Consider the following 26,612-nt stretch of genomic DNA (forward strand, 5'->3'; position numbering starts at 1 on the left):
GAAGTCGTCTACAACCGCCGGCGCCGGCACTCTGCACTCGGGATGGTCAGCCCCGTCGACTTCGAGAACCACGCCGGCTCAATCAACAGCAGAAAAGAAATAGCTGCCTAACCACTAGGTAGCTCCACTACGTGTCCACGATTTGCGGGCAACCCCACCATGATTCAGCGCTGTCTTGTCCATGCCCAACGTGTCGTCAGACGCTATCTCACCTCACGACCTAAGAACGATGCAGGTAAAGCCTTGTACCGCCTTGCCCTACGACTAACCAAGGTCAAAGACCTAGACAAGGCCCGCGAATGGATCGCCTTGCTGCACGAGTTTGGGCAGGTCTATCGCCGTTTCCTCAACGAGAAGACCAAGCTGCCTAAGGAACGCGACCCCACCGGCACCAAGTGGGAGTTCACTCATATCCGGGTGCGTAGGGCCTTTAACTCGCTCAAACACCTTGCCAATGAGGGATACCTCTTTGCGTTCCTTCAACCACCACCGCAAGCAGTAGAGCCGCACCTGTGGGTGGCCACCACAAACAGTTTGGAAGGTGGCATCAATTCCCAGCTGAAACTGCTCGCTCGCATTCATAGAGGAAGGTCAGGAGAGCGCCAGCGCAAGATGCTGGAATGGTGGCTCTATCTAAAAACGCAACTGCCTGACGACCCGGTCAAGGTCGCCAAGCAGTGCAACTGGGGATTAGACCAACTCGCCAAAGTCACAGTCCTATCCCACGACGAGAACCAAACCAACCAGGAAACCGGACGGCCAGCCCTCTACGACAACGCTATAGGAACCGAGTACCAACCCGACATAGGAATCAGAAAAGGCTGGGCCGGACGCTAACCAAAAGGACCGGCCGGCGACACGCCGACCGGACACTTTTTGCTACTTAAGCCCCTCGATCGGTAAACCTCAGAAAAACAAAGAAACCGAAGGTCACGAACCCTTTCGAGTTTGTTACCTCCGGTGTCACAGTTTGTACAACTGCTCACTGTGCCCGGGGCGGGACTTGAACCCGCACGTCCTATAAGGACACTGGCACCTGAAGCCAGCGCGTCTGCCAATTCCGCCACCCGGGCTGGGTATTGTCTGTCTTGGCGACTAGATAAAGATAGCACGGGACACCCACATACTTACAAATCCGCAGCTAGTACGCCGGAAAATGAGTGAGATCTACGCATCATTTGCGGGAACTTTTCGGGCTCCGGCTACGTTTTAGTTCTATACGCGGCCTATAATGGTTGAGGTTTATCACCAGAGCCGAATACATCCACGTTCGAAGGAGGACCGCAGCATGGCACTCATGGAAAAGCTTGCCAAATTTGACTCTGCCCTGCAGCGCGGACTGGACAACGGGATGGCCTTCGTCTTCGGCGGCCGCGTTGTGCCCGCCGAGATCGAAGAGCTGCTCAAGCAGGAGGTCCAAGACAACCTCACGCGCGGAGAAGACGACAACCTCTACAGCCCCAATGTTGTGCTCGTGGGAGTCAGTTCCAAGGACCTGGAAAACCTATCCCAAGACCCGCAAATCCCGCAGAACCTGGCCGACCAGCTGTCACGGTTTATCCGCAACAGCGGCTGGGGCCTGGCGGGACCCGTCATCGTTCGCATCGCCGAAGAATCCGGACTCCGCACCGGCCAGTTGCGGGTTTCTTCGTTCATTGACCATGAGCCCGAGGAAGAAACCGGGTTCGACGCCATTTTCCACGAAACCGAAACCCAGGAGGACCAGATGAACAGTAATTCTGCTGACGAGGCCGCCACGACAACCTTTATCCGCCCCGAGCCCGACAACGCGGAACCCGCTGCCAGCGGCCCGAGCGTGAATCTTCTCCTCCAGGACGGCTCTTCGCGGACCTACCACGTCCGCGAAGGATCCAATATCATTGGACGTTCCAACGATGCCGACTTGCGCCTGCCGGACACCGGGGTCTCCCGCCAGCACGCTGAGATCACCTGGAACGGCCAGGACGCAGTCTTGGTGGACCTCCAGTCTACCAACGGCACCACGGTCAATGACACGCCAATCGAGAACTGGCTGCTGGCCGACGGCGACGTCATCACCCTGGGGCATTCGCACATTGAGGTGCGAATCACCGGACTGGACAATTAAACCCCAATAATTTTTTAGGAGGTCACCGATGGATTCATTCGTGCTGCTCGCGCTGCGAATCGGCCTGTTAATCTTACTGTGGCTGTTTATCCTGGTGGCCTTGAACGCCATGCGGTTGGATGCCAACAAGGCGGCCCGCACCGGCGGCAGTAGCGTCGGCCCCGTCGCCGCGGTGCGCCGGAAGGACCGCAAAGAAAAGCCGCGCCACATCACCGTGACCGAAGGCCCGCTGCAGGGCTCTCACATGGCACTGGGCACCCTGGAAGACATCACGCTGGGGCGCGCGCAGGACTGCGACTTCGTGCTAGGCGACGACTTCGCCTCCTCCCACCATGCGCGCCTGTTCCGTCGCGGTTCCCAATGGTTCGTCGAAGATCTCGAGTCCCGCAACGGCACCTTCGTTGCGGGAACGCGCATCGACCAGGCAGAACGCATCGAAGTGGGAACGGATATTAAGATGGGTCGCACTATCGTAAGGCTGGTTGCCTAATGCTGAAACTACATTTCACCGCCGCTTCGGACCGCGGGTTGGTCCGCAAGAACAACGAAGACTCGGCCTACGCCGGGCCTTATCTTTTAGTCCTGGCGGACGGGATGGGCGGACACGCCGCCGGCGAGGTCGCCTCCCAGCTCATGGTCGAGCACCTGGAGCACTTAAACCGCTACCCAGAAGACAATGACATGCTGGCGCTTTTGGGCGACGCCGCTAACGACGCCAACGCATCGATCGCCAACCACATCAAGGACCACCCCGAGACCGAGGGCATGGGCACCACCCTGACGGCCATGATGTTCAACGGCACCCAGTTCGGCGTCTGCCACGTGGGCGACTCGCGCGGCTACCGCCTGCGCGATGGGAAGCTGACCCAGATCACCAAGGACGACACCTTCGTGCAGTCCCTGGTGGACGAGGGCAAGCTCGATCCGAGCGACGTGTCCTCCCACCCGCAGAAATCGCTCATCCTCAAGGCATATACCGGCCGCGCGGTGGAACCGACGCTGTTCATGCTGGACGCTAAGCCCGGCGACCGGCTGCTGCTGTGCTCCGACGGGCTCTCGGATCCCGTCACGGCCTCCACCATCGAGGACGCCCTCAAGCAGGGCACCGTGGAAGAAGCCGCCCAGCGGCTGATCGAACTCGCGCTGCGCTCCGGCGGGCCGGACAACGTCACCATGGTCGTCGCCGAGGTCATCGAAAGCGACGAGGCGCCGGCCGCGCCGGTGGCCGTGGGTGCTTTGGCCGGGGATACCCCGGAGCCGACCCACCCGGATTCGGCGGCCAGTCGCGCGGCAGCCCTGGAGCGTCGCCCCCAGGTCATCGTGCCGCACACGAACAAGGCCGCGAGCCAGCCGCGCGAGGCCTCCGCGCCGGCCCGCCTGGTCGCCGAGGAAGAAGCTGCCGACGAGGAGCCCGATCGCCACCGGAAAAGTTCCCGCGGCACCTGGATCGCCACCACGGTCGTCCTGGCCGTGCTGATCGCCGCCATCGCCGGCGTCGGCGTCTGGGGCAAAAACTACCTGGATAACAACTACTACGTCACCACCGCTGGGGCGAACGAGGAGATCCAGCTCGAGCGCGGCGCCGACTTCTCGGTCTTTGGCAAGGACTTGCACGAGACCTACCAGGTCGCCTGCCTCGACAAGGAAGGCGCACTACGGCTCAGCAACGGCTCCTGCGACGCCGGGTTCAACCCGCTAAAGGTCGAAGACCTGCCGGCCACCGAGCGCGGCGTGGTCCACAACCTGGATTCCGGCAGCTACGACGAGGTCCAAGGGCAGCTGACCCGGCTGGCCGATAACGCGCTGCCGGTCTGCCGCGATAAGGCGGACAACCAAGAGGACAAGAAGGACAACGGCTTCCGGCGGCAGCCGGGCGTGAACTGCCGGGAGGTGAACTAGATGCTGAAGCAATTTGTTTGGCGCACCACTGAGCTGTGGCTGCTCGTGGCAGCCACGGTGGTCTTCGCGATCACGCTAGTGAGTCTCGAGCTGTCCCAGGGCAATATCCTGTCCGTGGACGTGCTCTACCTCATCGGCGGATTCATTGGGGTCTTTGCCGTCGCCCACTGGGCGCTGTGCCTGCTAGCCCCGCACGCCGATCAGATCATGCTGCCGGTCACGGCGGTGCTCAACGGCATCGGCCTCATCATGATCCAGCGCCTGGATCTGGCCTTGGGCCGAGACCTGGCCGTGCGGCAGGTCATGTGGACCATCGCCGGGCTCATCCTGTTCATCGCCGTGCTGGCCATCGTGCGCGATCACCGCTCGCTGACCCGCTTTTCCTACCTGCTGGGCCTGGTCGGCCTGGTCCTGCTGGCGCTGCCGCTGGTCTGGCCGCAGCCGGCGCAGGCCGATGCGCGCATCTGGATGAAGATCGGGCCGTTTTCCATTCAGCCGGGTGAGTTCTCCAAGATCCTCCTGCTGCTCTTCTTCGCTATGCTGCTGGTCCAGAAGCGCTCGCTGTTCACGGTGGCGGGCTACCGCTTCCTAGGCCTGTCGCTGCCGCGTCTGCGCGACCTCGCGCCCATCCTGGTGGTCTGGGGCATTGCGATTGTCATCATGGGCGTGTCGAACGACTTCGGCCCGGCCCTGCTGCTGTTCTCCACGGTGCTGGGCATGCTCTATATGGCCACCGGACGCGTGTCCTGGCTGGCCATCGGCGTGGTGCTCGTGGCCATCGGCGGCTTCGGCATTGCGCAGATTTCCACCAAGATCCAGGATCGCTTCTCCAACTTCCTCGATCCGCTGGGCAACTACGACAGCAACGGCTTCCAGCTGTCCCAGGCGCTGTTCGGCATGTCCTCCGGCGGGATCACCGGCTCCGGCCTCGGCCAGGGCCACCCGGACATCATTCCGGTGGTTTTTTCCGACTTCATCATGGCCGGCATCGGCGAAGAATTCGGACTGATCGGCCTCGCCGGGATCCTGATCCTGTTCGCGCTGCTGGCTTCCCGCGGTTTTCGCACCGCGCTCAGCGTCAAGGACTCCTACGGCAAGCTGGTCGCGGCCGGCCTGTCGCTGACCCTGGTCATCCAGGTCTTCGTCGTGGTCGGCGGCATCTCCGCGCTGCTACCGATGACAGGCCTGACCACGCCGTTCATTGCGGCCGGCGGTTCCTCGCTGATGGCTAACTACATCCTTCTGGCGCTGCTGCTGCGGATCTCGAATTCCGCCAACCGCCCGGCCGAGGAGGCCCAGTCTGGCGCCGGCACGTCCTTGTTCCCCGCCGTCCAGGAGGCTCAGCGATGAATAAGACCATCCGCTTTACTGCTATCTTCTCCCTAATCTTGACCGCCATCCTGCTGGTCAACCTCACGGTGGTGCAGGCCTTCAGCGAGGACAAGTACGCCAAAAATCCGAAGAATATGCGGGAGTTCTACCAACTGCAGACCATCGCCCGCGGGCAGATTTACGCCGGCAACACCGTGCTGGCACAGTCCGTTCCCGACGGCAATGGCGAAGGCGACGACGACGAGACCTACTCGCGCATCTACCCGACCCAGTCCCCCGCCTTCGGCCCGGTGACCGGTTACCTGTCCTCCCAGTTCGGCGCCTCCCAGCTGGAGTCCTCCCAGAACGAGATTCTCAACGGCACCGATGATTCGCTGCTGAAGCAGAACTGGCTGGACAAGCTGACCGGCGAGCAGCCGGACGGCGCCAACGTCGAGGTCACCATCGACCCGCAGCTCCAGCAGCTGGCCTACGACCAGCTGGTGGGGCCGGGCTACCAGGGCTCGGCGGTCGCGCTGCAGCCTTCCACTGGGCGCGTGCTGGCGATGTCCTCCTCGCCGAGCTTCGACGCGAACTCCGTGGTGGGCGATCCTAACGCGGAGGGCAACTGGGCCGCGCTGCAGGAGGCCGACGGCGCTCCCCTGCTTAACCACGCCACGCAGGAGACTCTGCCGCCGGGCTCCATCTTCAAGATCATCACGACCGCGGCGGGTCTTAACAACGGCTTCACGCCGTCGTCGACCCTGACCGGCCAGGCCTCGATCACGCTGCCGAACACCACGACCCAGCTGACCAACTACGCCAACCAGTCCTGCGGCGGCGCGGACTCGGTGACGCTGCAGACGGCCTTCGCCCTGTCCTGCAACACGGCCTTCGTCCAGATGAGCGAGGGCATCGGCGCCGACGAGCTGCGCAAATACGCCGAGGCCTTCGGCGTGGGCGAGAACTACGACCTCGGGGTGGACACCTCCCCGGGCAACCTGGGCGAGCTGCCAGATCCGGCCGCCACCGCCCAGTCGGCCATCGGACAGCGCGACGTGACCATGTCCGCCCTGCAGGCCGCCATCATGGCCGGCACCGTGGCCAACGAGGGCAAACGCATGGAGCCGCGCCTCATCAAGCGGATCACGGATTCGCAGATGCAGGAGGTCCGCGAGATCGAGCCGAAGGAGGCCACCGAGGCGATTACCCCGGAGACGGCCGCGACCCTGCGGGATCTGATGTTCGCCTCCGAGCGATCCACGTCCGGCTACGACGGCAATTCCTTTGCTTCCAAGACCGGTACCGCTGAGCATGGCGACGGATTGCCCCCGCATACGTGGTATGTTGCATTCGATCCGGACCGCGATATTGCCGTGGCCGTGGTGGTCAAGGACGGCGGCAACCTGGGCGAGTCCGCCACGGGCGGCCAGGTGGCCGCGCCGATCGGGCGCGCCATGCTTCAGGCCTACGGAGGAGAGCAGTAATGAACCACGCCGAACACCAAGAACGCTTCCAGGCGCTCATCGGTGATGATTACCGCCTGCAGTGGGTCATCGGGCACGGCGGCATGTCCACCGTGTGGCTGGCGGACGACGTCCGCAACGACCGCGAGGTCGCCATCAAGATCCTGCGCCCAGAGTTCTCCGACAACAACGAATTCCTCTTCCGCTTCCGCAACGAGGCCGAAGCCGCCGAGTCCATCCACTCCACCAACGTGGTGGCCACCTACGACTACCGCGAGATCGATGATCCGGTGGGCACGACCTTCTGCTTCATCGCCATGGAATACGTCCGCGGCGAGTCCCTGGCCGACATGCTGGCCCGCGAAGGTTCCCTGCCGGAGGAGATGGCGCTCGACGTGATGGAGCAAGCCGCCCACGGCCTGTCCATTATTCACCGCATGGGCCTAGTGCACCGCGACATCAAGCCCGGCAACCTGCTGATTACGCAGAACGGCCGGGTCAAGATCACCGACTTCGGCATCGCCAAGGCCGCCGCGGCGGTCCCGCTGACCCGCACCGGCATGGTGGTGGGTACCGCGCAGTACGTCTCCCCCGAGCAGGCGCAGGGCCGCGAGGTCTCCCCCGCCTCCGACGTCTACTCGCTGGGCGTGGTCGGCTACGAGATGCTGGCGGGCCACCGCCCGTTCACCGGGGATTCCTCGGTCTCTGTGGCGCTCGCGCACATCAGCCAGGCACCGGAGCCGCTGTCGACGAATATTTCCGCGCCGGTGCGCGAGCTGGTGGGCATCGCCCTGCGCAAGGACCAGCACACCCGCTACGCCGACGGCAACGAGCTAGCCAACGCCGTCTCCGCAGTACGACTGGGCAAGCGTCCGCCGCAGCCGCAATCCGCGGCCGTGGCCCCGATTGCCACCGAACCTTCGCCAACGGCCTCGACCCAGATGCTGGGCGATACCGCCAACCCGACCACGGTCCGGCCGGCCCCGGCTTCGGTCGCGGACACGCGCGACAAGCACCTGGCCCAGGAAAAGGCCCACGAAAGCAAGCAGGCCCAGAAGAACAAGAAGAAGGGCTCGGCGGGCGCGAACTTCGGCATCGGTCTACTCATCGCCCTGATCGTCGTCGCGCTGGTAGGCGGCGGATTCCTGCTGGCCCAGCAGCTGGCCGGCGACCGTGGTTCCAGCGAACCCACCAGCACGCCGCCGTCGGTCGTGACCGAATGGGTGGAGCCGTCCACTGAGGAAGCCGAGACCGTCACCGAGACCGAGATCGAGGAGCCCGAAACCTCTCGGACCGAGGAGCCGGAGCCGGAGACCCGCGAGCGCACGGAAACGCCCACGCCGCGTCCGACCACGCACCGCGAGCAGCCGACCACGCACCAGGACTCCCCGACGCCCGAGCTGCCGGAGATGACGGAGGCCCCGTCGCTGCCGACGGAGGAGCTGGAAGAAAACATCGAGGACCTGTTCAATAATTCGCCGCAGGCGTCTGATAACACCAACCAAGGGGGTGGAACCACCAATGCTGGGTGATCGTTACGAACGCGGTGAACTCATTGGTTCCGGTGGTATGTCCGAGGTCTACGCGGCCCAGGACACCATGCTGGGCCGCGAGGTGGCCATCAAGATGCTGCGCCCGGAGATGGCGCACGACACCAATTTCCGCGAGCGCTTCCGCCGCGAGGCGCAGAATTCGGGCCGCCTCAACCACCCGAATATCGTCGCCGTCTTCGATACCGGCGAGGTCGAGGACAACGCCCTGACCATCCCGTACATTGTCATGGAGCTGGTCCACGGGCGCACCCTGCGCGACATCTTCCGCGCGGACGGGCCCATGGCCCCGGAGCAGGCCGCGGAGATCCTGACCCCGGTCGCGGATGCCCTGCAGGCCTCCCACGAGGCCGGCATCATCCACCGCGACGTGAAGCCCGCGAACATCATGCTGACCAACACGGGTCAGGTGAAGGTGATGGACTTCGGCATCGCCCGCGCGCTGGACGACTCCACCTCCGCCATGACGCAGACCTCCGCGGTCATCGGCACTGCGCAGTACCTGTCGCCCGAGCAGGCCCGCGGCAAGGCTGCCGACGCCCGCTCCGACGTCTACGCCTTGGGCTGCGTCATGTACGAGGCCGTCACCGGCCGCACCCCGTTCGAGGGCGAGACCCCATTTTCCGTGGCCTACCAGCACGTGCAGGAAGATCCCATTCCGCCGTCGGAATACCTGGATGATTCCATCACGCCGACCGGGCGCGTGAATGTGGACGCGGTCATCCTCACGGCGATGGCCAAGCACCCGGCGGATCGCTACCAGTCGGCCCATGAGATGGCCGAGGACCTGCGCCGCCTGGCCCACGGCAACGTCACCCAGGCGGCCCGCGCGCACGTCGAGCCCGAAGCCGAAGCCCCGGCCGCGTCCCACCGCGCGCCGGTGGCCTCTACCCGCCCGGCCTCCCACGCCGCGGAGGAAGAGGAGGGCACCAGCGCCTGGATCAAGTGGCTCACGGCCCTGCTGGCGCTGCTGCTCATCGGCGCCATCGGCTACTTCGCCTGGGACTACCTGAAGCCTTCGGACTCCCCGGACGAGTCCGCGCAGACCGCAGAGATGGTCGAGGTGCCGGAGGTCGAAAACCGTCCGCGCGCCGAGGTCGTCCAGGAGCTCGAAGAGCTGGGCCTGCAGGTCTCGGTCAACGAGGAAGCCCACCCGGAGATTGAGCGCGACCACGTCATCCGCGTGAACCCGGGCCCCGGGTCCCAGCTGCAGAAGAACGCGACAGTGACGCTTACGGTCTCCTCCGGTAAGGAGATCACCGACGTCCCGGACGTGACCGGCTTGGACCTGGAGTCCGCCTCGCGCGCGCTCGACGAGGCCGGTTTGACCCTGTCCGATGACATCACCGAGGAAGACTCCGACGACGTCCCCGCGGGCCAGATCATCTCGCAGTCGCCGGCCCCCGGTTCCCAGCTGTCCAAGGGGTCGAAGGTCAAGGTGACCGTCTCCCAGGGGGTCAAGCAGGTGCGCATCCCGCGCCTGACCGGCATGGACTGGGACGACGCTCGCCAGACCCTGAACTCCCTGGACGTCGAGCCGCAGCTCGAGCTGGTCGACTCCGAGGAGCCGGAAAACCGCGTCCTCCAGGCCCAAAGCGAGGGCCGGGAGGTCGACGCCGGCAGCACCGTGGTGGTGCGCGTGTCGAATGGCATGCTCATGACTGCGCCGGAACTGATCCGCAAGACTGAGGACGAGGCCGTCGAAGCCCTGCGCGAGGCCGGCTGGGAAGGCAACGCCCAAGATCTGCGCGTCGGCCCGCCGATCGGCACCGGGGCCGCCGTAGACTCCGGCAAGATCGGCTGGGCCTCCGTTTCCGCCGGGGATACCATCCGCAAGGACACCAAGGTGGAAGTCCGTTATTGGGAGTTCAACCTGGAAACCCTCGTCACGGGCCGCTAGCCGTGGCGCTGCTAGACTGTGGCGCAACACTAGCCCGGCCCGAATCCGCCCCGCCCGCTCACCAAAGTTAGGAAAGAACATGCCAAAGGCCAAGATTTCGAAGAACGCCCCGATCAGCTCGACCGCCAGCTCGTCTGCGAACCGCACCCCGGTCAAGATCAACTCGGAGGGCACCTCCAAGTGGTACATCGTGCTGATGCTCGGCCTGATGCTCATCGGGCTAGCCTGGATCGTGGTCAACTACCTGGCCGGCGAGCACATCCCGCTCATGCAGGAGCTCGGCCCGTGGAACTACCTCATCGGCTTCGGCCTGGCCATCATCGGTCTCCTGATGACCATGGGCTGGCGCTAAAGTTTTGCCTCGAAGGCGGCCTTTGGCCGCCTTTTTTCATGCCTTTTTCACGAAGTCTTTGGCGCATGAGCACTAACCGCGAATATCAGATGGACTACGACTGGCTGTGGGACAATCCCCCGCACAACGACGGCACCCCGGCGACGGTCCGGCTTGTTGTCACCGACGGCGAGCGCGATAGCGCCCAGGCGGCGCTGGCCGCCTTCCTGGACAGCCTCGAACGCACCGAGGACGGCGCATACGTCTCCGGCGGGTGGGTGGCCGCTGTCCGCTCCCAAGAGCCGCTGACCGTGGATATTACCTCCGGCGGCGAGGACGTCGCCGACGGCATCCAGGACGGCACGGAGCGCGCGTACGAGTTCTTCGGCCGGGGCACGGATCTCGGCCTTCGCTGGACGCAGCTGCCCCGCCTCTGAGATTCTCCACCGCAGAGTTCTCCACTACAGAGTTCTCCACAGTGTCCCCAAGTTTTCCACCGGGGCACTCACCTGCACTTTTATAAATTACAAGAGTGTAAGCAGGGTTTTTGCTGACACCGTTGGGTAAAAAGTTATCCACAGGTTGGGGATAAAAGTGTGAAAATCCGTAATTCACAGAATTCACCACAGCCTGTGGATAACTTTTCTCCCCGCTTCCACACCGGTTTAAAATTTCGAAAAATGATCGCTACGCTGGGATTTGTCATTCGAAAAACACACAAGCGTTCGAAAATTACAAAAATGTAGTTATCCACAATGTGGACAACGGGTGTGAAATCTTTTCGAACACTTGCGCGCGTGGATAACACGCCGCACCTATCCCCAAAGGCCTGCTCGCGCCACCAATAACACGAATGCCGCCACCACGGTCGCTGCGACACCCCAGCCGGAGTTTTTGGGGTTTCGGGCGGCCACGCACAGTGCCAGCACCACGCCCACCGCGACGCCGCCCAGGTGACCCCACAGGGACACACCCGTGGCGAGGAAGGTGTAGGCGATGTTGACCACCACAAGCACGATGGGCGCGCGCAGATCGGTGCGCCTTTGGTAGTTCACGGCCACCAGGACCACCATGAGGGCGAAGAGCGCGCCGGAGGCGCCGGCAGTCGGCTGAGTGAAGGCCATCCACACGATGCTGGCCGAAGCCCCCAGCATCGCCGCCAGATAGACCAGGGCGTACCGCGCCGAACCCAGGTAGGTCTCAATCTCCCTCCCGATAAGCACCAGCAGGAACATATTCACCGCCAGGTGGCCTAGCCCCAGGTGCATGAAGGCGCTGGTGACCGCCTGCCAGTAGTGCCCGGCGGAAAATTCGGGGCCCCAGAGACTCCAGCTCAGCGCCAGCGAGGAGTGGTGGTAGCTGCCGGTCACAGACCGGGACTGGACGGCGGTGGCCAGCCACACCACGCAGTTGACGGCCACGATCCAGGCGGTGACAGGGGCGGTGCGGTAATAGGAACGCAGATGCTGTTCGAAAGTCATGGTTAAAACGAGGCTTTCTGTGAAACCAAGGGGCGAAAACAAGGAAGGCTAGGAGGAAGCAGATAGCAAAAAGCCCGCCCGGCCGGCTGATGCGGCGGGGCGGGTGGGAGGGCTCATCGCGGGAGCCTAGGGCTTAGGCCTCGGCGATCTCCACGGATTCGATGACCACGTCTTCGCGCGGGCGGTCCATGCGGTCGGTGTCGACCTTGGCGATCTTCGACACGACGTCCTGGGACTCGGCATCGGTGACCTCACCGAAGATGGTGTGGTGGTTGTTCAGGTGCGGGGTGGCAGCCACGGTGATGAAGAACTGGGAACCGTTGGTGCCCGGGCCGGCGTTGGCCATGGCCAGCAGGAACGGGCGATCGAACTGCAGCTCCGGGTGGAACTCATCCTGGAACTGGTAGCCGGGGCCGCCGCGGCCGGTGCCGGTCGGGTCGCCGCCCTGGATCATGAAGTTGTCAATGATGCGGTGGAAGATGGCCCCGTCGTAGAACGGGCCGGACTGCTCGCCCTTAGCGTTCTGGGTGGCGTATTCCTTGTCACCCTTGGCCAGGCCGATGAAGTTTTCTACGGTAACCGGCGCATGGTTACCGAACAAGTCAATAACAATGTCACCCAAGTTGGTGTGCAGAGTTGCTGTAGCGGTCTTCTGAGTCATGCCCGCCATTATAGATAATGAAGCAAGGGCGCGCCGCGTGCGGCGGCACGCCCTCAGCGATCGCGGGCTAGACCACGGCGTCGCGCGCGCGGACCATGTTGCGCAGGGAGGCAGTCGTCTCCTCGTAGCCGCGGGTCTTCAGGCCGCAGTCGGGGTTAATCCACAGGCGCTCCGCCGGCACGTTCTTCAGCGCCGCGCGGATGAGCTCCGCCATCTCCTCAACCGACGGCACGCGCGGCGAGTGGATGTCGTAGATGCCCGGCCCAATTTCGGAGTGGAACTTCTCGTCCAAGTCCTCGAGCAGCTCCATGCGGGAGCGCGCCGCCTCGATGGAGGTGACGTCGGCATCGAGCGCCGCCACGGCGTCGATGATCTGGCCGAACTCGGAGTAGCACAGGTGGGTGTGGATCTGCGTGGTGGGCTGGGATTCAAGCGCCACCAGGCGGAAGGCGCGCACCGCCCAGTCCAGGTACTCGGCGCGGTCTTCCGCGCGCAGCGGGAGCAGCTCGCGCAGGGCCGGCTCATCGATCTGGATGATCCCCACCCCGGCGTCCTCTAGGTCCCGGACCTCGTCGGCCAAGGCCACGCCCAGCTGATCCGCGGAGACCGATTGCGGGACGTCGTCGCGCACGAAAGACCAGGCCAGGATGGTCACCGGGCCGGTGAGCATCCCCTTGACGGGGCGCTCGGTCAGCGACTGCGCGTACGAGGTCCACTCCACGGTCATGGGCGCCGGGCGGGAGATGTCCCCGACGACTATCGGCGGGCGGGTGCAGCGGGAGCCGTAGGACTGCACCCAGCCGTTTTCGGTGACCACGAAGCCGTCGAGCAGCTCCGCGAAGTACTGGACCATGTCGTTGCGCTCGGCCTCGCCGTGGACCAACACGTCCAGGCCCAGTTCCTCCTGCAGGGCTACCACGCTGGCGATTTCCCGCTTGAGGGCCTCCGTGTAAGCGGCGTCGCTGAGCTCACCGGCCTTATGCTTCGCGCGGGCCGCCCGGATCTCCGGCGTCTGCGGGAAGGAGCCGATGGTGGTCGTCGGCAGCGGCGGCAGCTTGAGCAACTCCTTCTGGGCGCGGTTGCGCTCAGCAAAGGCGGGCTCGCGGCTCACGGCCCCGTGCGGCAGGCCCGCGGTGCGGGCCTGCACGTCCGCGTTGTGGGTGCGGGTGGATTCGGCGCGGGTGCGCACCGCGCGGTCGGCCTTGGCGAAGGCCTGCGGGGCCGCCTCCGGCCCCGCGGCGAGTGCGACAACCTCGGCGATCTTCTCATCCGCGAAGGAGAACCAGCCGGCCACATCCACGGGCAGGTTCTTTTCGGCCTCCACGGTGTGCGGCACGTGCTGCAGGGAAACCGAGGTGGACACCGATGCCCCGGGCAGCCGCTCGAACTTCTCCCGCAGGTCGTGCAGGTTGGCCGCCCAAACGTTGCGCCCGTCCACCAGGCCGGCCACCAGGTGGGTCTTGGCCGCCAGCTTTGCCACCCGGTCGAGGTAACCCGGCTCCTGGCCGAGCGTGCCCACGCTGAGATCCACCTGCACGGCCTCCGGAGCCAGATCCTCAAGGACGTCGAGGCTCGCGCGGGCCGCGCCGTACGGGGTGGTCAGGTAGACGTTCGGGCGGGTCTGCGTGCCCAGGATGGCGCGGTAGGCCTCGGCCAGGTGGGAGGCTAGTTCCGCGTCGCTGGCCACCGCCAGATCAGCTACCACGGCGGGCTCGGCCAGCTGGACCCATTCCACGCCTTTGACGTGCAGGGCTGCCAGCAGCTCCTGGTAGACGACGACCAGCTCCGCCAGGCGCTCCAGGGGCTGTTTGGTCGCACCCTCGGCCGGCTTAGACAGGGCCAGCAGCGTGACCGGGCCGACGAGGTAGGGGCGGACGGTGTGGCCAGCCTGGCGGGCTTCGTCCACCAGCTTCAGCAGGCGGTCCGGGTGGGCGCTAAAGCCCTGGTCGTCGGCGATCTCCGGGACGATGTAGTGGTAGTTGGTATCAAACCACTTGGTCATCTCCAGCGGCGCCTTGTCGGCGTTGCCGCGGGCGAGGGTGAACTCATCGTCCAGCGTCAGCCCCGGCACCGCGCCGACGGTCAGGGCGGTTTCCAGCACTTGGTCGTAATAGGCCACGTCCGCTGGGATGGAGTAGTCCTCGTCGAGACCGAGGTCCTTGAGGCGGGCGTAGGTGTCCACGCGCAGCGAATGGGCGGCGGATTCGAAGCTGGCCTCGTCGATGCGCCCGGCCCAGTAGGCCTCGAGGGCCTTCTTGAGCTCGCGGTTCGCACCGACCCGGGGATAACCCTCGATGGTCACGGCGGGGAATTTCTTCGGTGAAGTCATGGTGATGTTCTCCTTAAATTTTTCGTTCTGATTGCGGTTTAGGCGGCGGCGATGCCCACTCGGTCCAGCAGGTCCTGGGTCACGGCGGCGTTGTTGTGGGTATAGACGTGCAACCCGCCCGCACCCCCGGCTAAGACCTCGCGGGCCAGCTGGGCGGTCAGCTCCAAGCCGATCTCGTGCTCCTCGGCCGGGTCCCGCGCCTGGGCTAGGCGGTTAACTACCGGCGCCGGAACGGGCAGGCCGGTGAGCTCGCCCATGCGCGCCAGGCGCTTGGCGCTGGTCATGGGCATGATGCCCGGGATCAGCGGGATATTCACCCCGGCCAGGTGGGCTCGCTCGGCGAAGCGGTGGTAGTCCGCGGCGTCGAAGAAGAGCTGGGTGATGGCGAAGTCGGCGCCGCAGCGCTGCTTAGTCAACAAGACGTCGATGTCCTCGTCGGCGTCGCGGGATTCGGCGTGCCCCTGCGGGTAGCAGGCCACGCCCACGGCCAAGCGCCCGGCGGCGAAGCGGGCGGCCTGGGACTGCTCCCACTCGCGGACCAGCCGCACCAGGTCGTCGGCGTGCGGCAGGTAGCCCTCCGGCAGCGAAGTCTGCCCCGGAGCGAGGTCGCCGCGCAGGGCCAGCAACCCGCGCACGCCGGCATCGACGAGCGTGTCGATCCAGCCGATGAGCTCCGCGCGGGTGCCGGCGGTGCAGGCCAGGTGCGCGAGCGGGCGCATCTGGGTGCGCTGGGCGATGCGCTCGATGAAGGCGGCGGTGCCGCGCAGCCAGCCGGAGCGCTGGGAACTGGTGACCGCGATGTAGTCGGGGTGGTAGGAGCTCAAGGCTTCGAGCAGGCCGTTGACCTTGGCGGCATCCGCGTCGTGGCGCGGCGGGATGACTTCGAAGGACAGGGCAGTGCGCTGTGGCGCCGGCGCCGGGTAGACCTGCAGCTCGTTTTGGTCTAGTGGCGCGGAAGCAGACATCCGGGGGACCACGGTGACCTCCTCTGCTGGTAGTGGGCTTGTACTTAGCGAAAAATGTACCAAGCTGTTCATTTTTGACACCAGCGTTTTCCAAACGTAATACCTTTAAAACCGCAGTAGCTGTAGCGATCTCCGATTTTCGCGTGAATAAAACGCGACCCAAAATGAACCAAGCGGTCTATACCCGGCTGTGGTCTCAGCCCCTCCTATTGCCGTCCCGCCTAAAACTTCACTAGGCTGGACTAGGAACGATTAATAAACCTTTACTTAGGAGAAACCATGAATCTTGGCAGCTTGAACGTGGCCTACCGAGTCGGTTCGTCCCTGTGGAACCAGTTCACTGAGTTCCGGGACGAAAAGGCCCGCCAGGCTTACGACGCTTTAGAGGAGGCCGCGGACAAGGTGGACAACCACACCCAGGACTGGTTCCCCGAGTCCCGCAAGGAGGCCGGTCGCGTGACCCAGGCCGCCCACTCCCGCCTGGAGCGCGCCCTCGAAGACATCAAGTCCCAGGCGAACGAAGCCCAGGACAAGGCAAAGGACAAGACCGAAAACGCCACGGCCAACCTGCGCAAGTCCGCCACCGAAGCCCGCAAGAAGTCCCAGAAGAAGGCCAACCAGCTGGAGCGCCGCGCCCAAGACTCCCGCAAGTCCGCCACCAAGGCCGCCAAGAAGGCCCGCAAGCAGGCGGCCAAGAAGCAGAAGAAGCAGATCCGCTCCGCGTTCTGGCCTATCGCTGCGGTCGTGGCCGCGGTGGCCGCTATCGGCGGCGGCGTCTACTACTGGCTGCGCCGCAACGACACCCCGTCGGAGCAGCCGCCGCGCGTCGAGGAATTCGGCGGCAACGAGCAGACCGCCGGCTCCACTCTGGTCTACACCTCGACCACGGAGAAGCCGATGTCCACCCAGGTGGAAGAAGGCGTGGTGGACCGCGACGAGGAGCTGCTCGGCTCCCTGGACGCCCAGCTGGCCAACCACCAGGCGGAGACCGCTGAGCGTCCAGAGGAGGGCACCGCCCGCCTAACCGACGACTCGGATAACGAGGGCAAGCACCGCCTGCGCGAGGACGAGGACTAGTCCTTTCACCCCCGCAGCTTCCGCCACTCCCGCGAAGTGAAGTACACTGTTGCACTTACTTTCGGGGGTGGCTTCTTTATTACATAGATCTCATTCGGACCTTCTAATTAGATTCTATAGCACCCCGGATAGTAATTTATGGAGAACAACGTTGTGCACTTCGATCGGTCGGAAGCAAGGAGCTTCAGCTAGATGAGTATTGAATCTTTGACGGTAAAACTTACTAACGGGGAGACTTTTTACTTTACCGCGGGGCCGATAGTCGGGGATCCGTCGAACCGGGTGGAAAACCTGCGCTTTGCGATTGAGAACGACACCGTGTTCCGCTCCGTGGACGAGTCCGGGGTGGCCCGCGAATTCGTTGGCCACGAGGTGGCCAACTATCACCTGGCTTAGCGCGGCCTACAATGGCGCGCATGGACTCTCAGACACAGGATGACAAGCTAAACCAGAATTCTGACCAGCTGCAGATCGAGCTGCGAGCGACCCAGGAATCGGATCGCACCTACATCGCGCGCCTGAATTTCTTGACCGATACTTTCGGGGACGAATTCGGCGAGATCTCTGAGCATTTCGATAAGGATTACGAGTACTACGTAGCGGCGTGGAACCCGAACGAGGGCGGGTTCATCGCCTGGGACGCCTATGTCCCGGCCGGGGGCGTGTGGCTGATGTGGGGCACGGAAGAAAGCCACGGCTTCGGCCACGCCGAGGAGGGTATCCCGGAGCTCGCGCTCGCGGTGGAGGGCCGCTACAAGGGCCAAGGAATTGGAACCTCGCTCATCCAAGCCGCCACCGAGCTGGCCCGCAAGCTGGGCACTCCCGGAATCTCCCTGGCGGTGGATCCGGACAACCCCCGCGCCCACCGGCTCTACCAGTACTTGGGCTTTGAGCAAGAGGGCGAGCGCAACGGCCACCTGATTCTCGTCAAACGCTTTACAGATTAAGCATTCGTGGGCTTGACGTACTTTACACTTTAAGTAAAGGAGAGTTCCCCATGCCCACCCTCGCCGAAGAATTCAACCCCGCTCGCCCGGCCGGCGCCATCTACGATCTGCGCGAACGCGCCCTCCCCGAGACCCACCTGCACCGCCGGTGGGAGCCGGCCGACGGCCCCCTGCCAGCCCTTTTCATTAGCCACGGCGCCCCGCCGGCACTGGGCAACCACGGCTGGATGAACGACCTCTACGACTGGTCGCGCTCCCTGCCAAAACCGCGAGCCATCGTAGTGGTCTCCGCGCACTAGGAAAACGCGCCGGTGGCCATCAACGCCACGGCGGCCGATTCCCCGCTGTTATACGACTTCTCCGGCTTCGACCCGGAGTACCTCACCCTGCGCTACCCCACCCCGGACGCTGGGGAGCTCGCCCAACCTGAACCCACAGGACCTGCTGGACCTGGGCGAGAAGCTGCTCCCGCTGCGCGCGGAGGGCATCCTGGTCATCGGCAGCGAGTACATGACCCACTCCTTCGCGGGCTTCCGCAATCCCGAGCTCTCCGGCCACCTCGACGCCTTCGACGAGTGGGCCGCGGCCAACATCCACTCCGGCAACGTGGACGCCCTGACCGACTACCTGCACCAAGGCCCGGGCGCGCGGATTGCCCACCCCACCGCCGATCACTACGTCCCGCTACTGTTGGCGATGGGCGCGGCCAACGACCCCACCAGCGCCCGCACGGTCTTTACCTGCAAGGGCCTGGGCAACCACATCCGCTCGATCGAGGTCTACTAGCCTCTATTAGTCTGGGGTCATGATTGATTTTTCCGCCCCCGCCCACGTGGTCGCCCCGCAGCTTTTGGGCTGCATCTTTCACTTCGGCGGCGTGGCGGTCCGGCTTACCGAGGTCGAGGCCTACCTGGGCACCGAGGACCCGGCCGCGCACACCTTTCGCGGCAAGACCCCGCGGAACGCGACCATGTTCGGCCCGCCGGGCAGGCTGTACGTTTACTCCTCCTACGGCATCCACCGCAACGGCAACATCGTCTGTGCGCCGGAAGGCACCGGCCAGGGCTGCCTGCTGCGCGCCGGCGAAGTGGTCGTCGGCCAAGAACTAGCCTATTCCCGCCGCGGCGAGACCGATTTTTATAACCTAGCGCGCGGTCCCGGCAACCTCGGTCAAGCCCTAGGCTTCACGCTCGAGGACAACTCCTCCCCCGTCGAGCTGGAGCCCCGCGCGGCCGAGCCCGAATGGGTGGCCGGGCCGCGGATTGGAATTTCGAAGAACCAGCAGGCGCCCTACCGCTTCTGGATCCCCTGGGATAAAAGCGTGTCCCGCCGGCGCGGATACCCGGCCTAGAAACGCCCGCCGAAACGGGGGTCTTCCTCAATGGCCTTAATAATGCGGTTGTTCACCTGCGTCATGGTGCGGATCTGGGAGCGGGTGAGCTTGTCCGCGACCACCGATCGGGCCTGGCGGGCGTGCCCCGGGGCGCTGGCGACGACCTTGTCCCAGCCGGCATCGGTGAGCTTGGCAAAGGTTGTGCGCCCGTCGTTGGGATCCGGGAAACGCTCGACCCAGCTCTTCTTCTCCAGCCGAGTGACCACCTGACTCAGGCGCGACAGGGAGCCGTTGGCCGTAATCGCCAGCTCCCGCATGCGCATGCGGCGCTCCGGGGCCTCAGACAGGCGAGACATCACCGTGTAATCGAAGAAGCTCAGTCCCGCGTCCTCCCGCAGCTGGGCGTCGAGGACAGCAGTCAGCCGGATGTTGACGGCCATGAGGGACATGAAGGCTTCCAGCTCTTCCTCGTCGAGCCACTGCGGTTCTTCGTTCATGCACCGTATTGTAGTCGGGAAACACAACGCTTAAAAGCTGAAGCGAATATATTTCTCAGCAATGTCTCCATCCGCTCCAAAAAGCATGGGCGGCACTGTAAAAAATAAGAACCTGACCCCGGAAAACAACGTTTCCGGGGTCAGGTCCTGCACGGTAGTGGAGCTAAGGGGAATCGAACCCCTGACCTTCGCATTGCGAACGCGACGCTCTACCAACTGAGCTATAGCCCCATTATGTCTTTAAAGCGTACTCCGGTGGGGCCGGTGCCTAAAAATCGGGACGCCGAGCTGCGACTTTAGGCGAATTCGGGAAGCGGCTTTAGGCGCAGGTGGGTAGTCTTGACGTCTTCGCCGTAGCCCATCTCATCGATGTGGTTGGCGGCGTCCTGGAGAGTGCGCATGACCAGCTCGCGGGCGGCGTCGTAATCATCGAAGGTATCCAGGATCTCTAGATCCTGGTCGCTGCGCTGGGACACCACCACGTAACGGGAGCCGGCGGGCGCTTCCACCCGCAGCTTGGCCTCGGCAAACGGGTGGTTGAAATAGAACTCCGCCATGATAATTTTCCTGCACTCTCTGCCGCACACGGCATAAGGTTTTCATTAATCAGTGAACACCACACTAGTACGATCCTCGGGACCGGGCAGGGAAAGAAAAAACGCCAGGCGGTTTCGCCTGGCGTTTGTGATGATTGTGGAGCATAGGAGAATCGAACTCCTGACCTCCTGCTTGCAAAGCAGGTGCTCTACCAATTGAGCTAATGCCCCATGTTCCGTGGTGGGCCTAGCTGGAATCGAACCAGCGACCTCATCGTTATCAGCGATGCGCTCTAACCGACTGAGCTATAGGCCCCTGTGTGGAACGACTATGAACTTTACATACCCCCTTCAACCTTTAGCAAATCGCCAGGTCGAAGAGGGTATTCACGGAAAGTTTACCTAGTCATCGAAGTCGCAAGTTAACCCACCGAAAAGCTCCGCGATGGCGTTGTAGATAATCGCTATCACCGGAACGACAATGGCTACCAAAATAGCCATAATGGCGCCCACGAGGGCGCAGGCGGAAAAGACCACGCCGAAGGTGACATGAAAATCACCGCCCACGTCACCGACGAGCGCGTTGACCGAGTCCCAGATGCCCGCGGCAGCCATGCCGAAGTAGAGCAGGGTCACGGCCAGCAACCAGGCGATGAGCCCGACCAGGGCCATCGCCATGCCCACCTTGAAGGCGGAGACCGGTGCGATGCGCGAAAGCGTTACTTCCCGTCGTGCCATGTATTACTCCTCGTCCTTGGCGGAATCGTTCGCCTTGAGCTGTTCGGCCTGAACGTCTTCCACGGTCTTTTCGCCCTTAGCTACCGCTTTGGCTTCTTCTTCGCCGCTTTCTTCAACGTTGCGGTCGATGGCCAAAAGCTCCACGCCGTCGGCCAGGTTGACCAAGCGCACGCCCATAGTAGCGCGCGAGGACGGGCGGATCTGGTTGACCTCGGTACGGACCACACCGCCAGCGGAGGTGATGGCAAAGATCTCGTCTTCCTCATCCACCGAGATGGCGGCAATGAGCTTGCCGCGCTTCGGGTTGTACTTGAAGGTCATTACGCCCATGCCACCGCGGCCCTGCGGGCTGTATTCCTCGATGGCGGTGCGCTTGCCGTAGCCGCCGGAGGTGGCCACCAGCAGGAACTCGCCGTCGTGGACGACGGACATGGACAGCAGCTGGTCGTCGCCCTTGAAGCGCATACCCTTCACGCCGGCGGTCGCCCGGCCCATCGGGCGCAGCTGGTCGTCGTCAGCGGTGAAGCGAATTGCCTGGCCCTGCTCCGAGGTGAGCAGGATGTCGTCACCTTCGCCCACCAGGGATGCGCCGATGAGCGCGTCGCCCTCGTTCAGGTTGATGGCGATGAGCCCGGCCGAGCGCGCGGACTCGTAGTCGGTCAGTCGCGACTTCTTGACCCGGCCCTGCTGGGTGGCCAGCACCAGGTACGGGGCGTCCTCGTAGGACTGGATCTGAATGATCTGGGCGATCTTTTCCTCCGGCTGGAACTCCAGCAGGTTGGCCACGTGCTGGCCGCGGGCGGCGCGGCCGGCCTCCGGCAGCTCGTAGGCCTTGAGGCGGTAGACCCGGCCGAAGTTGGTGAAGAACAGGATCCAGTCGTGGGTGGAGCAGATGAAGAAGTTCTTGACGATGTCGTCCTGCTTCAACTCCGCGCCGCGCACGCCCTTGCCGCCGCGCTTTTGGGCCTTGTAGGAATCCACCTTGGTGCGCTTGGCGTAGCCGGTGCCGGTGATGGTGACCACGACGTTTTCGCGGGCGATGAGGTCTTCGTCCGTGACGTCGCCGGTCGCGGCAACGATCTGGGTGCGACGCTCGTCGCCGTACTTTTCCACGATCTCGGCGAGCTCGTCGTGCACGATCTGGCGCTGGCGGGTCTCGTTGGCCAGGATGTCCTTCAGGTCAGCGATGACTTCTTCAATCTCGGCCAATTCGTCGACGATCTTCTGGCGCTCCAGGGCGGCCAGGCGGCGCAGCTGCATGGCCAGGATGGCGTCCGCCTGGACGTCGTCCACGTCCAGCAGGGACTTCAGACCCTCGCGGGCCTCGTCCACGGTGGGGCTGCGGCGGATAAGGGCGATGACCTCGTCCAGCATGTCGAGGGCCTTGACCAGACCGCGCAGGATGTGGGCACGCTTCTCGGCTTCGTCCAGGCGGTACTGGGTACGCCGGACGATGACCTCGATCTGGTGGGCCACGTAGTAGGACAGCATCTGATCCAGGCGCAGGGTGCGCGGCACGCCATCGACGATGGAGAGCATGTTGGCGCCGAAGGAGGTCTGCAGCTGGGAGTGCTTGTAGAGGTTGTTGAGGACCACGCGAGCCACGGCGTCGCGCTTGAGGGTGACGACAATGCGCATGCCCACGCGGTCGGAGGACTCGTCCTCAATCTTGGAGATGCCGGCGATCTTGCCGTTGGCCACGGACTCCGCGACGTTGGAGATGAGATTATCCGGGTTGACCTGGTAGGGCAGCTCGGTAATGACGATGGTCTGGCGGGAGCCATGCTCTTCGATGCTGGTCACGCCGCGCATGCGGATGGAACCGCGGCCGGTGGTGTAGGCGTCCTTGATGCCGTTGTCGCCCACAATCAGGCCGGCGGTCGGGAAATCCGGGCCCTTCACGCGCTCCATACAGGCGGCCAGGGCTTCTTCCTCGCTGGCGTTCGGGTTGTCCAGCAGCCAGTAGATGGCTTCGGCCAGCTCGTTGAGGTTGTGCGGCGGGATGTTGGTGGCCATGCCCACGGCGATACCGCCGGAGCCGTTCATCAGCAGGTTCGGCACGCGGGACGGCAAAACGTCCGGCTCTGAGGTCTTACCGTCGTAGTTCGGGGAGAAGTCGACGGTGTTTTCGCGGATATCGCGGACCATCTCCATGGCCAGCGGCGTCATCTTACACTCGGTGTAACGCATTGCGGCTGGGCCGTCGTTGCCGCGGGAACCGAAGTTGCCCTGGCCGTCAACCAGCGGGTAGCGCATGTTCCAGGACTGCGCCAGGCGGACCAAGGTGTCGTAAATGGCGGAGTCGCCGTGGGGGTGGAACTGACCCATGGTGTCAGAGACCGGGCGGGCGGACTTCACGTAGCTGCGCTCCGGGCGGTAGCCCGAGTCGAACATCGCGTAGAGGATGCGGCGGTGCACCGGCTTCAGGCCGTCGCGGACCTCCGGGAGGGCACGGCCGACGATAACGGACATGGCGTAGTCGATATAACTCGACTCCATCTCCTGGTTAATATCAATCGGAAAAATCCGATCGAAATTTTCATTATTGTTGTCACTCATAACCACCTATTGTACTGGGACAAAGGCGCAGAGGGGCATTCACGGGCCCAGAATGTCCCGAAAAGGTTATATCTGGTATCACAGTGATACCATTTCGGGCATGGCCATGACCTTACGACTGTCCCCCGATCAAGACCACGCGCTGACCCTGCTGGCGTCCGCGTGGGGCACCTCCAAACACGAGGCCGTCGTCCGCGCCGTGACTTTGGCGGCCGCCCGCGCGCTTAACGATGCCGCCGTCCAGGACCTCGCCCGCTCCCTGCTGCCCGGCCGCGCCCAGCTCGAATCGGAAATCCGGTCCACCCGATGAGCCCGGAACAGCTGCTGCTCGTCGCCCGCGAATACCAGCGCCTGCACCCGGCGACCCGCGTGAACAATTTCGCAGCGCTGGCCGCGGCCTCAGCCGCCGCCCACGCCCACATCGACGGCATCGCCGTGCACGCCACTGACCTGGCCGCCGCCCGGGCCTTGCGCACCTGCCTGCGCGCCTTCCCGGCGCTGAACACCGGCAACGAGGATTTCGCCGAACTCAGCGCGCGCGTTTTCCTGCGCGCTCGGGAGCAACCGGTAGATTAAACTCCGCTACAGCCGGTATGGGGGCCAGGGCTTGCCGTCGGGGAAGTACCGGTCATATGTCCAGCCCAGACGAAATGGAAGGACATATTTCTGAGGGCCGTTGTTTGCTTGCCAGATTGACTTTGGTTTAGTTGCCTTCTCAGCTTCTTCTCGGTCGGTGTAAACCCCGTAACAGATAGGGTCAAAGTCCCAGAAGCTGCTATCGGTGATTTCGGGAGTGGGTGCGCCTGTGAACACTCCATAGAGAATCTGGTCCCGGCTATCGACCTCGACCTCGAAATCTTCCCAGGTTCCTATCATGTCACCGGGTTGTGCACGCCACCAGCCGTCAATCTTCCGGGCGGTCTCTTCGGACTCGACAAACCCGCAAAGGGGTTCGGTGTGATCCGGGTAGCGGACATAAATGACGCAAACGACAATTTTCATAGACATTGTTCTACACGCGGCAGGGAAGATTAGCTACTGGGGAGTAGCTCCGCGCATAGTATGTTTTCCCGTGGTACACGATTGTTCCCAACCGTAGCACCGATAAAGCGCCTACCTACTTTGCCATTGCATGAAAAAGCAACGTTCTTTTGAGTGAGGGAGCGTGCGCATGGTCGACGCCTCCAGCAGGTGGGCGTAGAAGGGCCTTTTGATGACAATCTGGACGCGGGAAATTCGCCGAACTCAGCGCGCGCGTCTTCCTGCGCGCTCGGGAGCAACCGGTAGATTGATCTTCTATGACCGCAACCAATCTCTCTCCCCTGCTCAAAGAGCCCCGCCGGGAATCCACCGTCTCCGACCTGGAAAAGCTGGCGGATAAGATCATCGATAGCCAGACCGGCATCAGCGGCTTTGCCTTGAAAGCCGCCCTCAAGGCCGCCACGAAGGTTCGCCCCAACGTCCTGGCTCAGGCCATCGACCGGCTGCTGCCCGACGTGCTGGGCGAGCTGGAGGGCTACTGGCAGGAGTTCAGCAACAGCAACTCCGACGACTTCGGCGTCTTCCTGTCCCCGCGCAGCCAGCAAGTCATCGACAGCCTGCTGGCCGTGGCCGACCAACACGCCGACAGGGTCAACAACGCCACCCTCACCAAGGCCTACCAGAGCCTGCGCGGCAAGGCCGCCGGCCTGCTGGAGCCCTACGTCACCGACATGGGACAGATCCTGCAGCGAAACCTGGGTTAAGACGCGCGGCTAACCGCAATTCTTATCGCTGCGGTCACCAGGAACATCGCTCCCATCACGATGATGAAGGGGCTCCACCACAGCTGGCTCCACCAACCCGAAGGGAAAAACCATGACTCAGGGAGGCCTGGAGGGGTGCGACGACGATAATACCCAGCACCAAGACGGTAAAAGCCGTTGCTGCTGTTAGATATGCCGCCTCCCACACTTGGAGGATGGAGTGCTCGCCGCGGCCCGCTCCGGATAAGAACAAGCCGCGAGCTGTGCCAGAGGCCCGGCCAGCCGTCCCGCGCGGGTCAACTGCATGAGGGACGGTACCAACCATCCCCCGAGGACGACGAAGGCCATAATCAGAAGTTCTTTCTTCAGCCACTTCTGCAAACAATGTTTACTCAATGATGCACGGCGGCGCGGCTACGTTCTCGGTAGCACTGGTGCGTACGGTAAGCATTGTTTACAGCAGGGTTAGGTATCAACAAGGGAGTACGGAATTTTCGTTAAAGTTCCGATCCCTCGCTATCCGGGGCACTAGCTAGCCAGTTGTCTTGGTCGTAGTCATAGTCGCTATCGGCATCAACTTGCTGATGGAACCGGAGCGACCATCTCATCATCTGCGGTGGTGCTAATACCGAGCGAGTCAAGGAAGTTCATCGACTGTTTCAGTCCTTCCTCATTCCGGCGCTGAGCGCTCAGCTCGTCTAGTTGGTTCTCCAATTGGTGAATCGAGGCAGTGAAACTGTCTCGATAGTCCACGGCCTAGTCGTAGTACTGTGCCATGAAAATAGGCGCGCCAGCGACCATAGATAGTGGTCAGGGGGTGTGAACACTGGTGACTGAAGCGTCCTGGGTTTAGTTCCTACCTCAGCTAAGGAAGGATTGAACTATGCCTAGAAAGTATTCCGTCGAGTTCAAGGAGAAGGCGGTCCATCAGATCATCGAAATGGTCCGCCTGGAGTCTTGCTCACTGCAACGCGCCTACACGGAGGTCGGTGAGCTGCTTGGAGTATCTCACCACACGTTGCGGGCGTGGTACCGTGACAGCGCTTCAGTACGCGATAATTCTGACGCTTCAGGCGGCGAGACAATGGAAGAAGAGCTCAAGCGTCTGCGCCGCGAAAACCGCGAACTGAAACGAGCAAACGGGATTCTTAAGACAGCTTCGGCTTTTTTCGCAGCGGAA

Annotated in this window: 28 protein-coding genes, 4 tRNA genes and 1 pseudogene; 20 read left to right on the forward strand and 13 right to left on the reverse strand. The window is 63.4% G+C overall.

Annotated elements, in window-relative coordinates; genetic code table 11:
* Positions 1 to 156 precede the first annotated feature (156 nt).
* Positions 157 to 837: pseudogene (locus QQS52_RS10865) on the forward strand (IS256 family transposase); the annotation flags it as partial.
* A gap of 151 nt (positions 838 to 988) precedes the next feature.
* Here QQS52_RS10865 and QQS52_RS10870 read toward each other — a convergent pair.
* Positions 989 to 1,073, reverse strand: a tRNA-Leu gene (locus QQS52_RS10870).
* Positions 1,074 to 1,288: 215 nt separating this feature from the next.
* Between QQS52_RS10870 and QQS52_RS10875 the strand changes: the two genes are divergently transcribed.
* The 9 genes from QQS52_RS10875 to QQS52_RS10915 all read left to right on the forward strand — a co-directional run bounded on the left by QQS52_RS10875 (position 1,289) and on the right by QQS52_RS10915 (position 11,001).
* Positions 1,289 to 2,107, forward strand: a complete 819-nt coding sequence (locus QQS52_RS10875; RefSeq protein ID WP_472773872.1) for a DUF3662 and FHA domain-containing protein — start codon at positions 1,289 to 1,291, stop codon at positions 2,105 to 2,107.
* Positions 2,108 to 2,135: 28 nt separating this feature from the next.
* Positions 2,136 to 2,597, forward strand: coding sequence for an FHA domain-containing protein FhaB/FipA (locus tag QQS52_RS10880; RefSeq protein WP_472773873.1), 462 nt, complete (start codon positions 2,136 to 2,138; stop codon positions 2,595 to 2,597).
* On the forward strand, positions 2,597 to 4,006 hold the full coding sequence (locus QQS52_RS10885; RefSeq protein ID WP_472773874.1) for a PP2C family protein-serine/threonine phosphatase: 1,410 nt from the start codon (positions 2,597 to 2,599) through the stop codon (positions 4,004 to 4,006). Before QQS52_RS10880 ends, QQS52_RS10885 begins: the two co-directional genes overlap by 1 nt.
* On the forward strand, positions 4,007 to 5,356 hold the full coding sequence (locus QQS52_RS10890; protein ID WP_472773875.1) for an FtsW/RodA/SpoVE family cell cycle protein: 1,350 nt from the start codon (positions 4,007 to 4,009) through the stop codon (positions 5,354 to 5,356).
* Entirely contained in the window at positions 5,353 to 6,804 is a 1,452-nt protein-coding gene (locus QQS52_RS10895; RefSeq protein ID WP_472773876.1) for a penicillin-binding transpeptidase domain-containing protein, read from the forward strand. Before QQS52_RS10890 ends, QQS52_RS10895 begins: the two co-directional genes overlap by 4 nt.
* A complete protein-coding gene (locus QQS52_RS10900; protein WP_472773877.1) occupies positions 6,804 to 8,315 on the forward strand; it encodes a serine/threonine-protein kinase in 1,512 nt (503 codons plus the stop codon). Before QQS52_RS10895 ends, QQS52_RS10900 begins: the two co-directional genes overlap by 1 nt.
* Complete coding sequence (gene pknB, locus QQS52_RS10905) at positions 8,305 to 10,233, forward strand: Stk1 family PASTA domain-containing Ser/Thr kinase (protein ID WP_472773878.1); 1,929 nt, start codon at positions 8,305 to 8,307, stop codon at positions 10,231 to 10,233. The genes QQS52_RS10900 and pknB overlap by 11 nt, the downstream gene beginning before the upstream one ends.
* A 79-nt stretch (positions 10,234 to 10,312) precedes the next feature.
* Entirely contained in the window at positions 10,313 to 10,585 is a 273-nt protein-coding gene (gene crgA / locus QQS52_RS10910) for a cell division protein CrgA (protein ID WP_070767856.1), read from the forward strand.
* 65 nt (positions 10,586 to 10,650) lie between these two features.
* Positions 10,651 to 11,001, forward strand: a complete 351-nt coding sequence (locus QQS52_RS10915) for a hypothetical protein (protein WP_472773879.1) — start codon at positions 10,651 to 10,653, stop codon at positions 10,999 to 11,001.
* 378 nt (positions 11,002 to 11,379) lie between these two features.
* Here QQS52_RS10915 and QQS52_RS10920 read toward each other — a convergent pair whose 3' ends face one another.
* The 4 genes from QQS52_RS10920 to QQS52_RS10935 all read right to left on the reverse strand — a co-directional run bounded on the left by QQS52_RS10920 (position 11,380) and on the right by QQS52_RS10935 (position 16,000).
* Complete coding sequence (locus QQS52_RS10920) at positions 11,380 to 12,045, reverse strand: rhomboid family intramembrane serine protease (RefSeq protein WP_472773880.1); 666 nt, start codon at positions 12,043 to 12,045, stop codon at positions 11,380 to 11,382.
* A 133-nt stretch (positions 12,046 to 12,178) separates the two neighbouring features.
* A complete protein-coding gene (locus tag QQS52_RS10925; protein ID WP_472773881.1) occupies positions 12,179 to 12,715 on the reverse strand; it encodes a peptidylprolyl isomerase in 537 nt (178 codons plus the stop codon).
* Positions 12,716 to 12,773: 58 nt separating this feature from the next.
* Complete coding sequence (gene metE, locus QQS52_RS10930) at positions 12,774 to 15,035, reverse strand: 5-methyltetrahydropteroyltriglutamate--homocysteine S-methyltransferase (RefSeq protein ID WP_472773882.1); 2,262 nt, start codon at positions 15,033 to 15,035, stop codon at positions 12,774 to 12,776.
* A gap of 38 nt (positions 15,036 to 15,073) precedes the next feature.
* Positions 15,074 to 16,000, reverse strand: coding sequence for a methylenetetrahydrofolate reductase (locus QQS52_RS10935; RefSeq protein WP_472773883.1), 927 nt, complete (start codon positions 15,998 to 16,000; stop codon positions 15,074 to 15,076).
* Positions 16,001 to 16,279: 279 nt separating this feature from the next.
* Here QQS52_RS10935 and QQS52_RS10940 point away from each other — a divergent pair, with 279 nt between their 5' ends.
* The 6 genes from QQS52_RS10940 (at position 16,280) to QQS52_RS10965 (ending at position 19,375) form a co-directional block, all read left to right on the forward strand.
* Positions 16,280 to 17,077 carry a hypothetical protein gene (locus tag QQS52_RS10940; RefSeq protein WP_472773884.1) on the forward strand — a complete coding sequence of 266 codons (798 nt, stop codon included), beginning with the start codon at positions 16,280 to 16,282 and terminating at the stop codon, positions 17,075 to 17,077.
* 192 nt (positions 17,078 to 17,269) lie between these two features.
* Complete coding sequence (locus tag QQS52_RS10945; RefSeq protein WP_472773885.1) at positions 17,270 to 17,473, forward strand: hypothetical protein; 204 nt, start codon at positions 17,270 to 17,272, stop codon at positions 17,471 to 17,473.
* Between the two features lie 20 nt (positions 17,474 to 17,493).
* Positions 17,494 to 18,024, forward strand: coding sequence for a GNAT family N-acetyltransferase (locus QQS52_RS10950; RefSeq protein WP_083319068.1), 531 nt, complete (start codon positions 17,494 to 17,496; stop codon positions 18,022 to 18,024).
* Positions 18,025 to 18,074: 50 nt separating this feature from the next.
* Complete coding sequence (locus tag QQS52_RS10955) at positions 18,075 to 18,323, forward strand: hypothetical protein (RefSeq protein WP_472773886.1); 249 nt, start codon at positions 18,075 to 18,077, stop codon at positions 18,321 to 18,323.
* 172 nt (positions 18,324 to 18,495) lie between these two features.
* Positions 18,496 to 18,810 (forward strand): DODA-type extradiol aromatic ring-opening family dioxygenase, encoded by a 315-nt coding sequence (locus tag QQS52_RS10960; protein ID WP_472773895.1) that lies wholly within the window; start codon positions 18,496 to 18,498, stop codon positions 18,808 to 18,810.
* Positions 18,811 to 18,829: 19 nt separating this feature from the next.
* A complete protein-coding gene (locus QQS52_RS10965) occupies positions 18,830 to 19,375 on the forward strand; it encodes a DNA-3-methyladenine glycosylase (RefSeq protein WP_472773887.1) in 546 nt (181 codons plus the stop codon).
* On the opposite strand, the gene QQS52_RS10970 is transcribed toward QQS52_RS10965, so the two are convergent.
* The 7 genes from QQS52_RS10970 to gyrA form a co-directional block, all read right to left on the reverse strand.
* Complete coding sequence (locus QQS52_RS10970) at positions 19,372 to 19,854, reverse strand: MarR family winged helix-turn-helix transcriptional regulator (protein WP_472773888.1); 483 nt, start codon at positions 19,852 to 19,854, stop codon at positions 19,372 to 19,374. The two genes, QQS52_RS10965 and QQS52_RS10970, sit on opposite strands and share 4 nt — an antisense overlap.
* 158 nt (positions 19,855 to 20,012) lie before the next feature.
* Positions 20,013 to 20,085, reverse strand: a tRNA-Ala gene (locus tag QQS52_RS10975).
* A gap of 65 nt (positions 20,086 to 20,150) precedes the next feature.
* Positions 20,151 to 20,411, reverse strand: coding sequence for a hypothetical protein (locus QQS52_RS10980; RefSeq protein ID WP_472773889.1), 261 nt, complete (start codon positions 20,409 to 20,411; stop codon positions 20,151 to 20,153).
* A 137-nt stretch (positions 20,412 to 20,548) separates the two neighbouring features.
* A tRNA-Ala gene (locus QQS52_RS10985) sits at positions 20,549 to 20,621 on the reverse strand.
* A gap of 8 nt (positions 20,622 to 20,629) precedes the next feature.
* Positions 20,630 to 20,706: transfer RNA gene (locus QQS52_RS10990), tRNA-Ile, on the reverse strand.
* An 86-nt stretch (positions 20,707 to 20,792) separates the two neighbouring features.
* A complete protein-coding gene (locus QQS52_RS10995; RefSeq protein ID WP_472773890.1) occupies positions 20,793 to 21,128 on the reverse strand; it encodes a DUF3566 domain-containing protein in 336 nt (111 codons plus the stop codon).
* A gap of 3 nt (positions 21,129 to 21,131) precedes the next feature.
* On the reverse strand, positions 21,132 to 23,687 hold the full coding sequence (gyrA, locus tag QQS52_RS11000; protein WP_472773891.1) for a DNA gyrase subunit A: 2,556 nt from the start codon (positions 23,685 to 23,687) through the stop codon (positions 21,132 to 21,134).
* A gap of 100 nt (positions 23,688 to 23,787) precedes the next feature.
* On the opposite strand from gyrA, the gene QQS52_RS11005 reads away from it, so the two are divergent.
* Positions 23,788 to 23,997 carry a CopG family transcriptional regulator gene (locus QQS52_RS11005; protein ID WP_070767843.1) on the forward strand — a complete coding sequence of 70 codons (210 nt, stop codon included), beginning with the start codon at positions 23,788 to 23,790 and terminating at the stop codon, positions 23,995 to 23,997.
* The gene (locus QQS52_RS11010; protein WP_472773892.1) at positions 23,994 to 24,263 is read left to right on the forward strand and encodes a cell filamentation protein Fic; all 270 of its coding nucleotides are present in this window, start codon (positions 23,994 to 23,996) and stop codon (positions 24,261 to 24,263) included. The genes QQS52_RS11005 and QQS52_RS11010 overlap by 4 nt, the downstream gene beginning before the upstream one ends.
* A 6-nt stretch (positions 24,264 to 24,269) precedes the next feature.
* Here QQS52_RS11010 and QQS52_RS11015 read toward each other — a convergent pair whose 3' ends face one another.
* Positions 24,270 to 24,689: a hypothetical protein gene (locus QQS52_RS11015; protein WP_472773893.1), complete on the reverse strand. Its 420-nt coding sequence runs from the start codon at positions 24,687 to 24,689 to the stop codon at positions 24,270 to 24,272.
* A gap of 296 nt (positions 24,690 to 24,985) precedes the next feature.
* Between QQS52_RS11015 and QQS52_RS11020 the strand changes: the two genes are divergently transcribed.
* Both QQS52_RS11020 and QQS52_RS11025 read left to right on the forward strand, forming a co-directional pair.
* The gene (locus tag QQS52_RS11020) at positions 24,986 to 25,432 is read left to right on the forward strand and encodes a DUF6918 family protein (RefSeq protein ID WP_070767840.1); all 447 of its coding nucleotides are present in this window, start codon (positions 24,986 to 24,988) and stop codon (positions 25,430 to 25,432) included.
* A gap of 883 nt (positions 25,433 to 26,315) precedes the next feature.
* Positions 26,316 to 26,612: transposase (locus tag QQS52_RS11025; protein WP_472773894.1), on the forward strand; the 297-nt coding region annotated here is incomplete at its 3' end.

The organism is Corynebacterium sp. 1103A (genome assembly GCF_055700955.1).

Excerpts from the sequence above, each read along its gene's own strand:
- QQS52_RS10955 (WP_472773886.1), top strand. The coding sequence starts at position 18,075 with ATGCCCACCCTCGCCGAAGAATTCAACCCCGCTCGCCCGGCCGGCGCC.
- QQS52_RS10950 (WP_083319068.1), top strand. The coding sequence starts at position 17,494 with ATGGACTCTCAGACACAGGATGACAAGCTAAACCAGAATTCTGACCAG.
- QQS52_RS11010 (WP_472773892.1), top strand. The coding sequence starts at position 23,994 with ATGAGCCCGGAACAGCTGCTGCTCGTCGCCCGCGAATACCAGCGCCTG.
- crgA (WP_070767856.1), top strand. The coding sequence starts at position 10,313 with ATGCCAAAGGCCAAGATTTCGAAGAACGCCCCGATCAGCTCGACCGCC.
- QQS52_RS10900 (WP_472773877.1), top strand. The coding sequence starts at position 6,804 with ATGAACCACGCCGAACACCAAGAACGCTTCCAGGCGCTCATCGGTGAT.
- QQS52_RS10925 (WP_472773881.1), bottom strand. The coding sequence starts at position 12,715 with ATGGCGGGCATGACTCAGAAGACCGCTACAGCAACTCTGCACACCAAC.
- metE (WP_472773882.1), bottom strand. The coding sequence starts at position 15,035 with ATGACTTCACCGAAGAAATTCCCCGCCGTGACCATCGAGGGTTATCCC.
- QQS52_RS10970 (WP_472773888.1), bottom strand. The coding sequence starts at position 19,854 with ATGAACGAAGAACCGCAGTGGCTCGACGAGGAAGAGCTGGAAGCCTTC.
- QQS52_RS10880 (WP_472773873.1), top strand. The coding sequence starts at position 2,136 with ATGGATTCATTCGTGCTGCTCGCGCTGCGAATCGGCCTGTTAATCTTA.
- QQS52_RS10940 (WP_472773884.1), top strand. The coding sequence starts at position 16,280 with ATGAATCTTGGCAGCTTGAACGTGGCCTACCGAGTCGGTTCGTCCCTG.
- QQS52_RS10885 (WP_472773874.1), top strand. The coding sequence starts at position 2,597 with ATGCTGAAACTACATTTCACCGCCGCTTCGGACCGCGGGTTGGTCCGC.
- QQS52_RS10965 (WP_472773887.1), top strand. The coding sequence starts at position 18,830 with ATGATTGATTTTTCCGCCCCCGCCCACGTGGTCGCCCCGCAGCTTTTG.
- pknB (WP_472773878.1), top strand. The coding sequence starts at position 8,305 with ATGCTGGGTGATCGTTACGAACGCGGTGAACTCATTGGTTCCGGTGGT.
- QQS52_RS10980 (WP_472773889.1), bottom strand. The coding sequence starts at position 20,411 with ATGGCGGAGTTCTATTTCAACCACCCGTTTGCCGAGGCCAAGCTGCGG.
- QQS52_RS10890 (WP_472773875.1), top strand. The coding sequence starts at position 4,007 with ATGCTGAAGCAATTTGTTTGGCGCACCACTGAGCTGTGGCTGCTCGTG.
- QQS52_RS10920 (WP_472773880.1), bottom strand. The coding sequence starts at position 12,045 with ATGACTTTCGAACAGCATCTGCGTTCCTATTACCGCACCGCCCCTGTC.
- QQS52_RS11015 (WP_472773893.1), bottom strand. The coding sequence starts at position 24,689 with ATGAAAATTGTCGTTTGCGTCATTTATGTCCGCTACCCGGATCACACC.
- gyrA (WP_472773891.1), bottom strand. The coding sequence starts at position 23,687 with ATGAGTGACAACAATAATGAAAATTTCGATCGGATTTTTCCGATTGAT.
- QQS52_RS11005 (WP_070767843.1), top strand. The coding sequence starts at position 23,788 with ATGGCCATGACCTTACGACTGTCCCCCGATCAAGACCACGCGCTGACC.
- QQS52_RS10945 (WP_472773885.1), top strand. The coding sequence starts at position 17,270 with ATGAGTATTGAATCTTTGACGGTAAAACTTACTAACGGGGAGACTTTT.
- QQS52_RS11020 (WP_070767840.1), top strand. The coding sequence starts at position 24,986 with ATGACCGCAACCAATCTCTCTCCCCTGCTCAAAGAGCCCCGCCGGGAA.
- QQS52_RS10915 (WP_472773879.1), top strand. The coding sequence starts at position 10,651 with ATGAGCACTAACCGCGAATATCAGATGGACTACGACTGGCTGTGGGAC.
- QQS52_RS10875 (WP_472773872.1), top strand. The coding sequence starts at position 1,289 with ATGGCACTCATGGAAAAGCTTGCCAAATTTGACTCTGCCCTGCAGCGC.
- QQS52_RS10995 (WP_472773890.1), bottom strand. The coding sequence starts at position 21,128 with ATGGCACGACGGGAAGTAACGCTTTCGCGCATCGCACCGGTCTCCGCC.
- QQS52_RS10935 (WP_472773883.1), bottom strand. The coding sequence starts at position 16,000 with ATGTCTGCTTCCGCGCCACTAGACCAAAACGAGCTGCAGGTCTACCCG.
- QQS52_RS10895 (WP_472773876.1), top strand. The coding sequence starts at position 5,353 with ATGAATAAGACCATCCGCTTTACTGCTATCTTCTCCCTAATCTTGACC.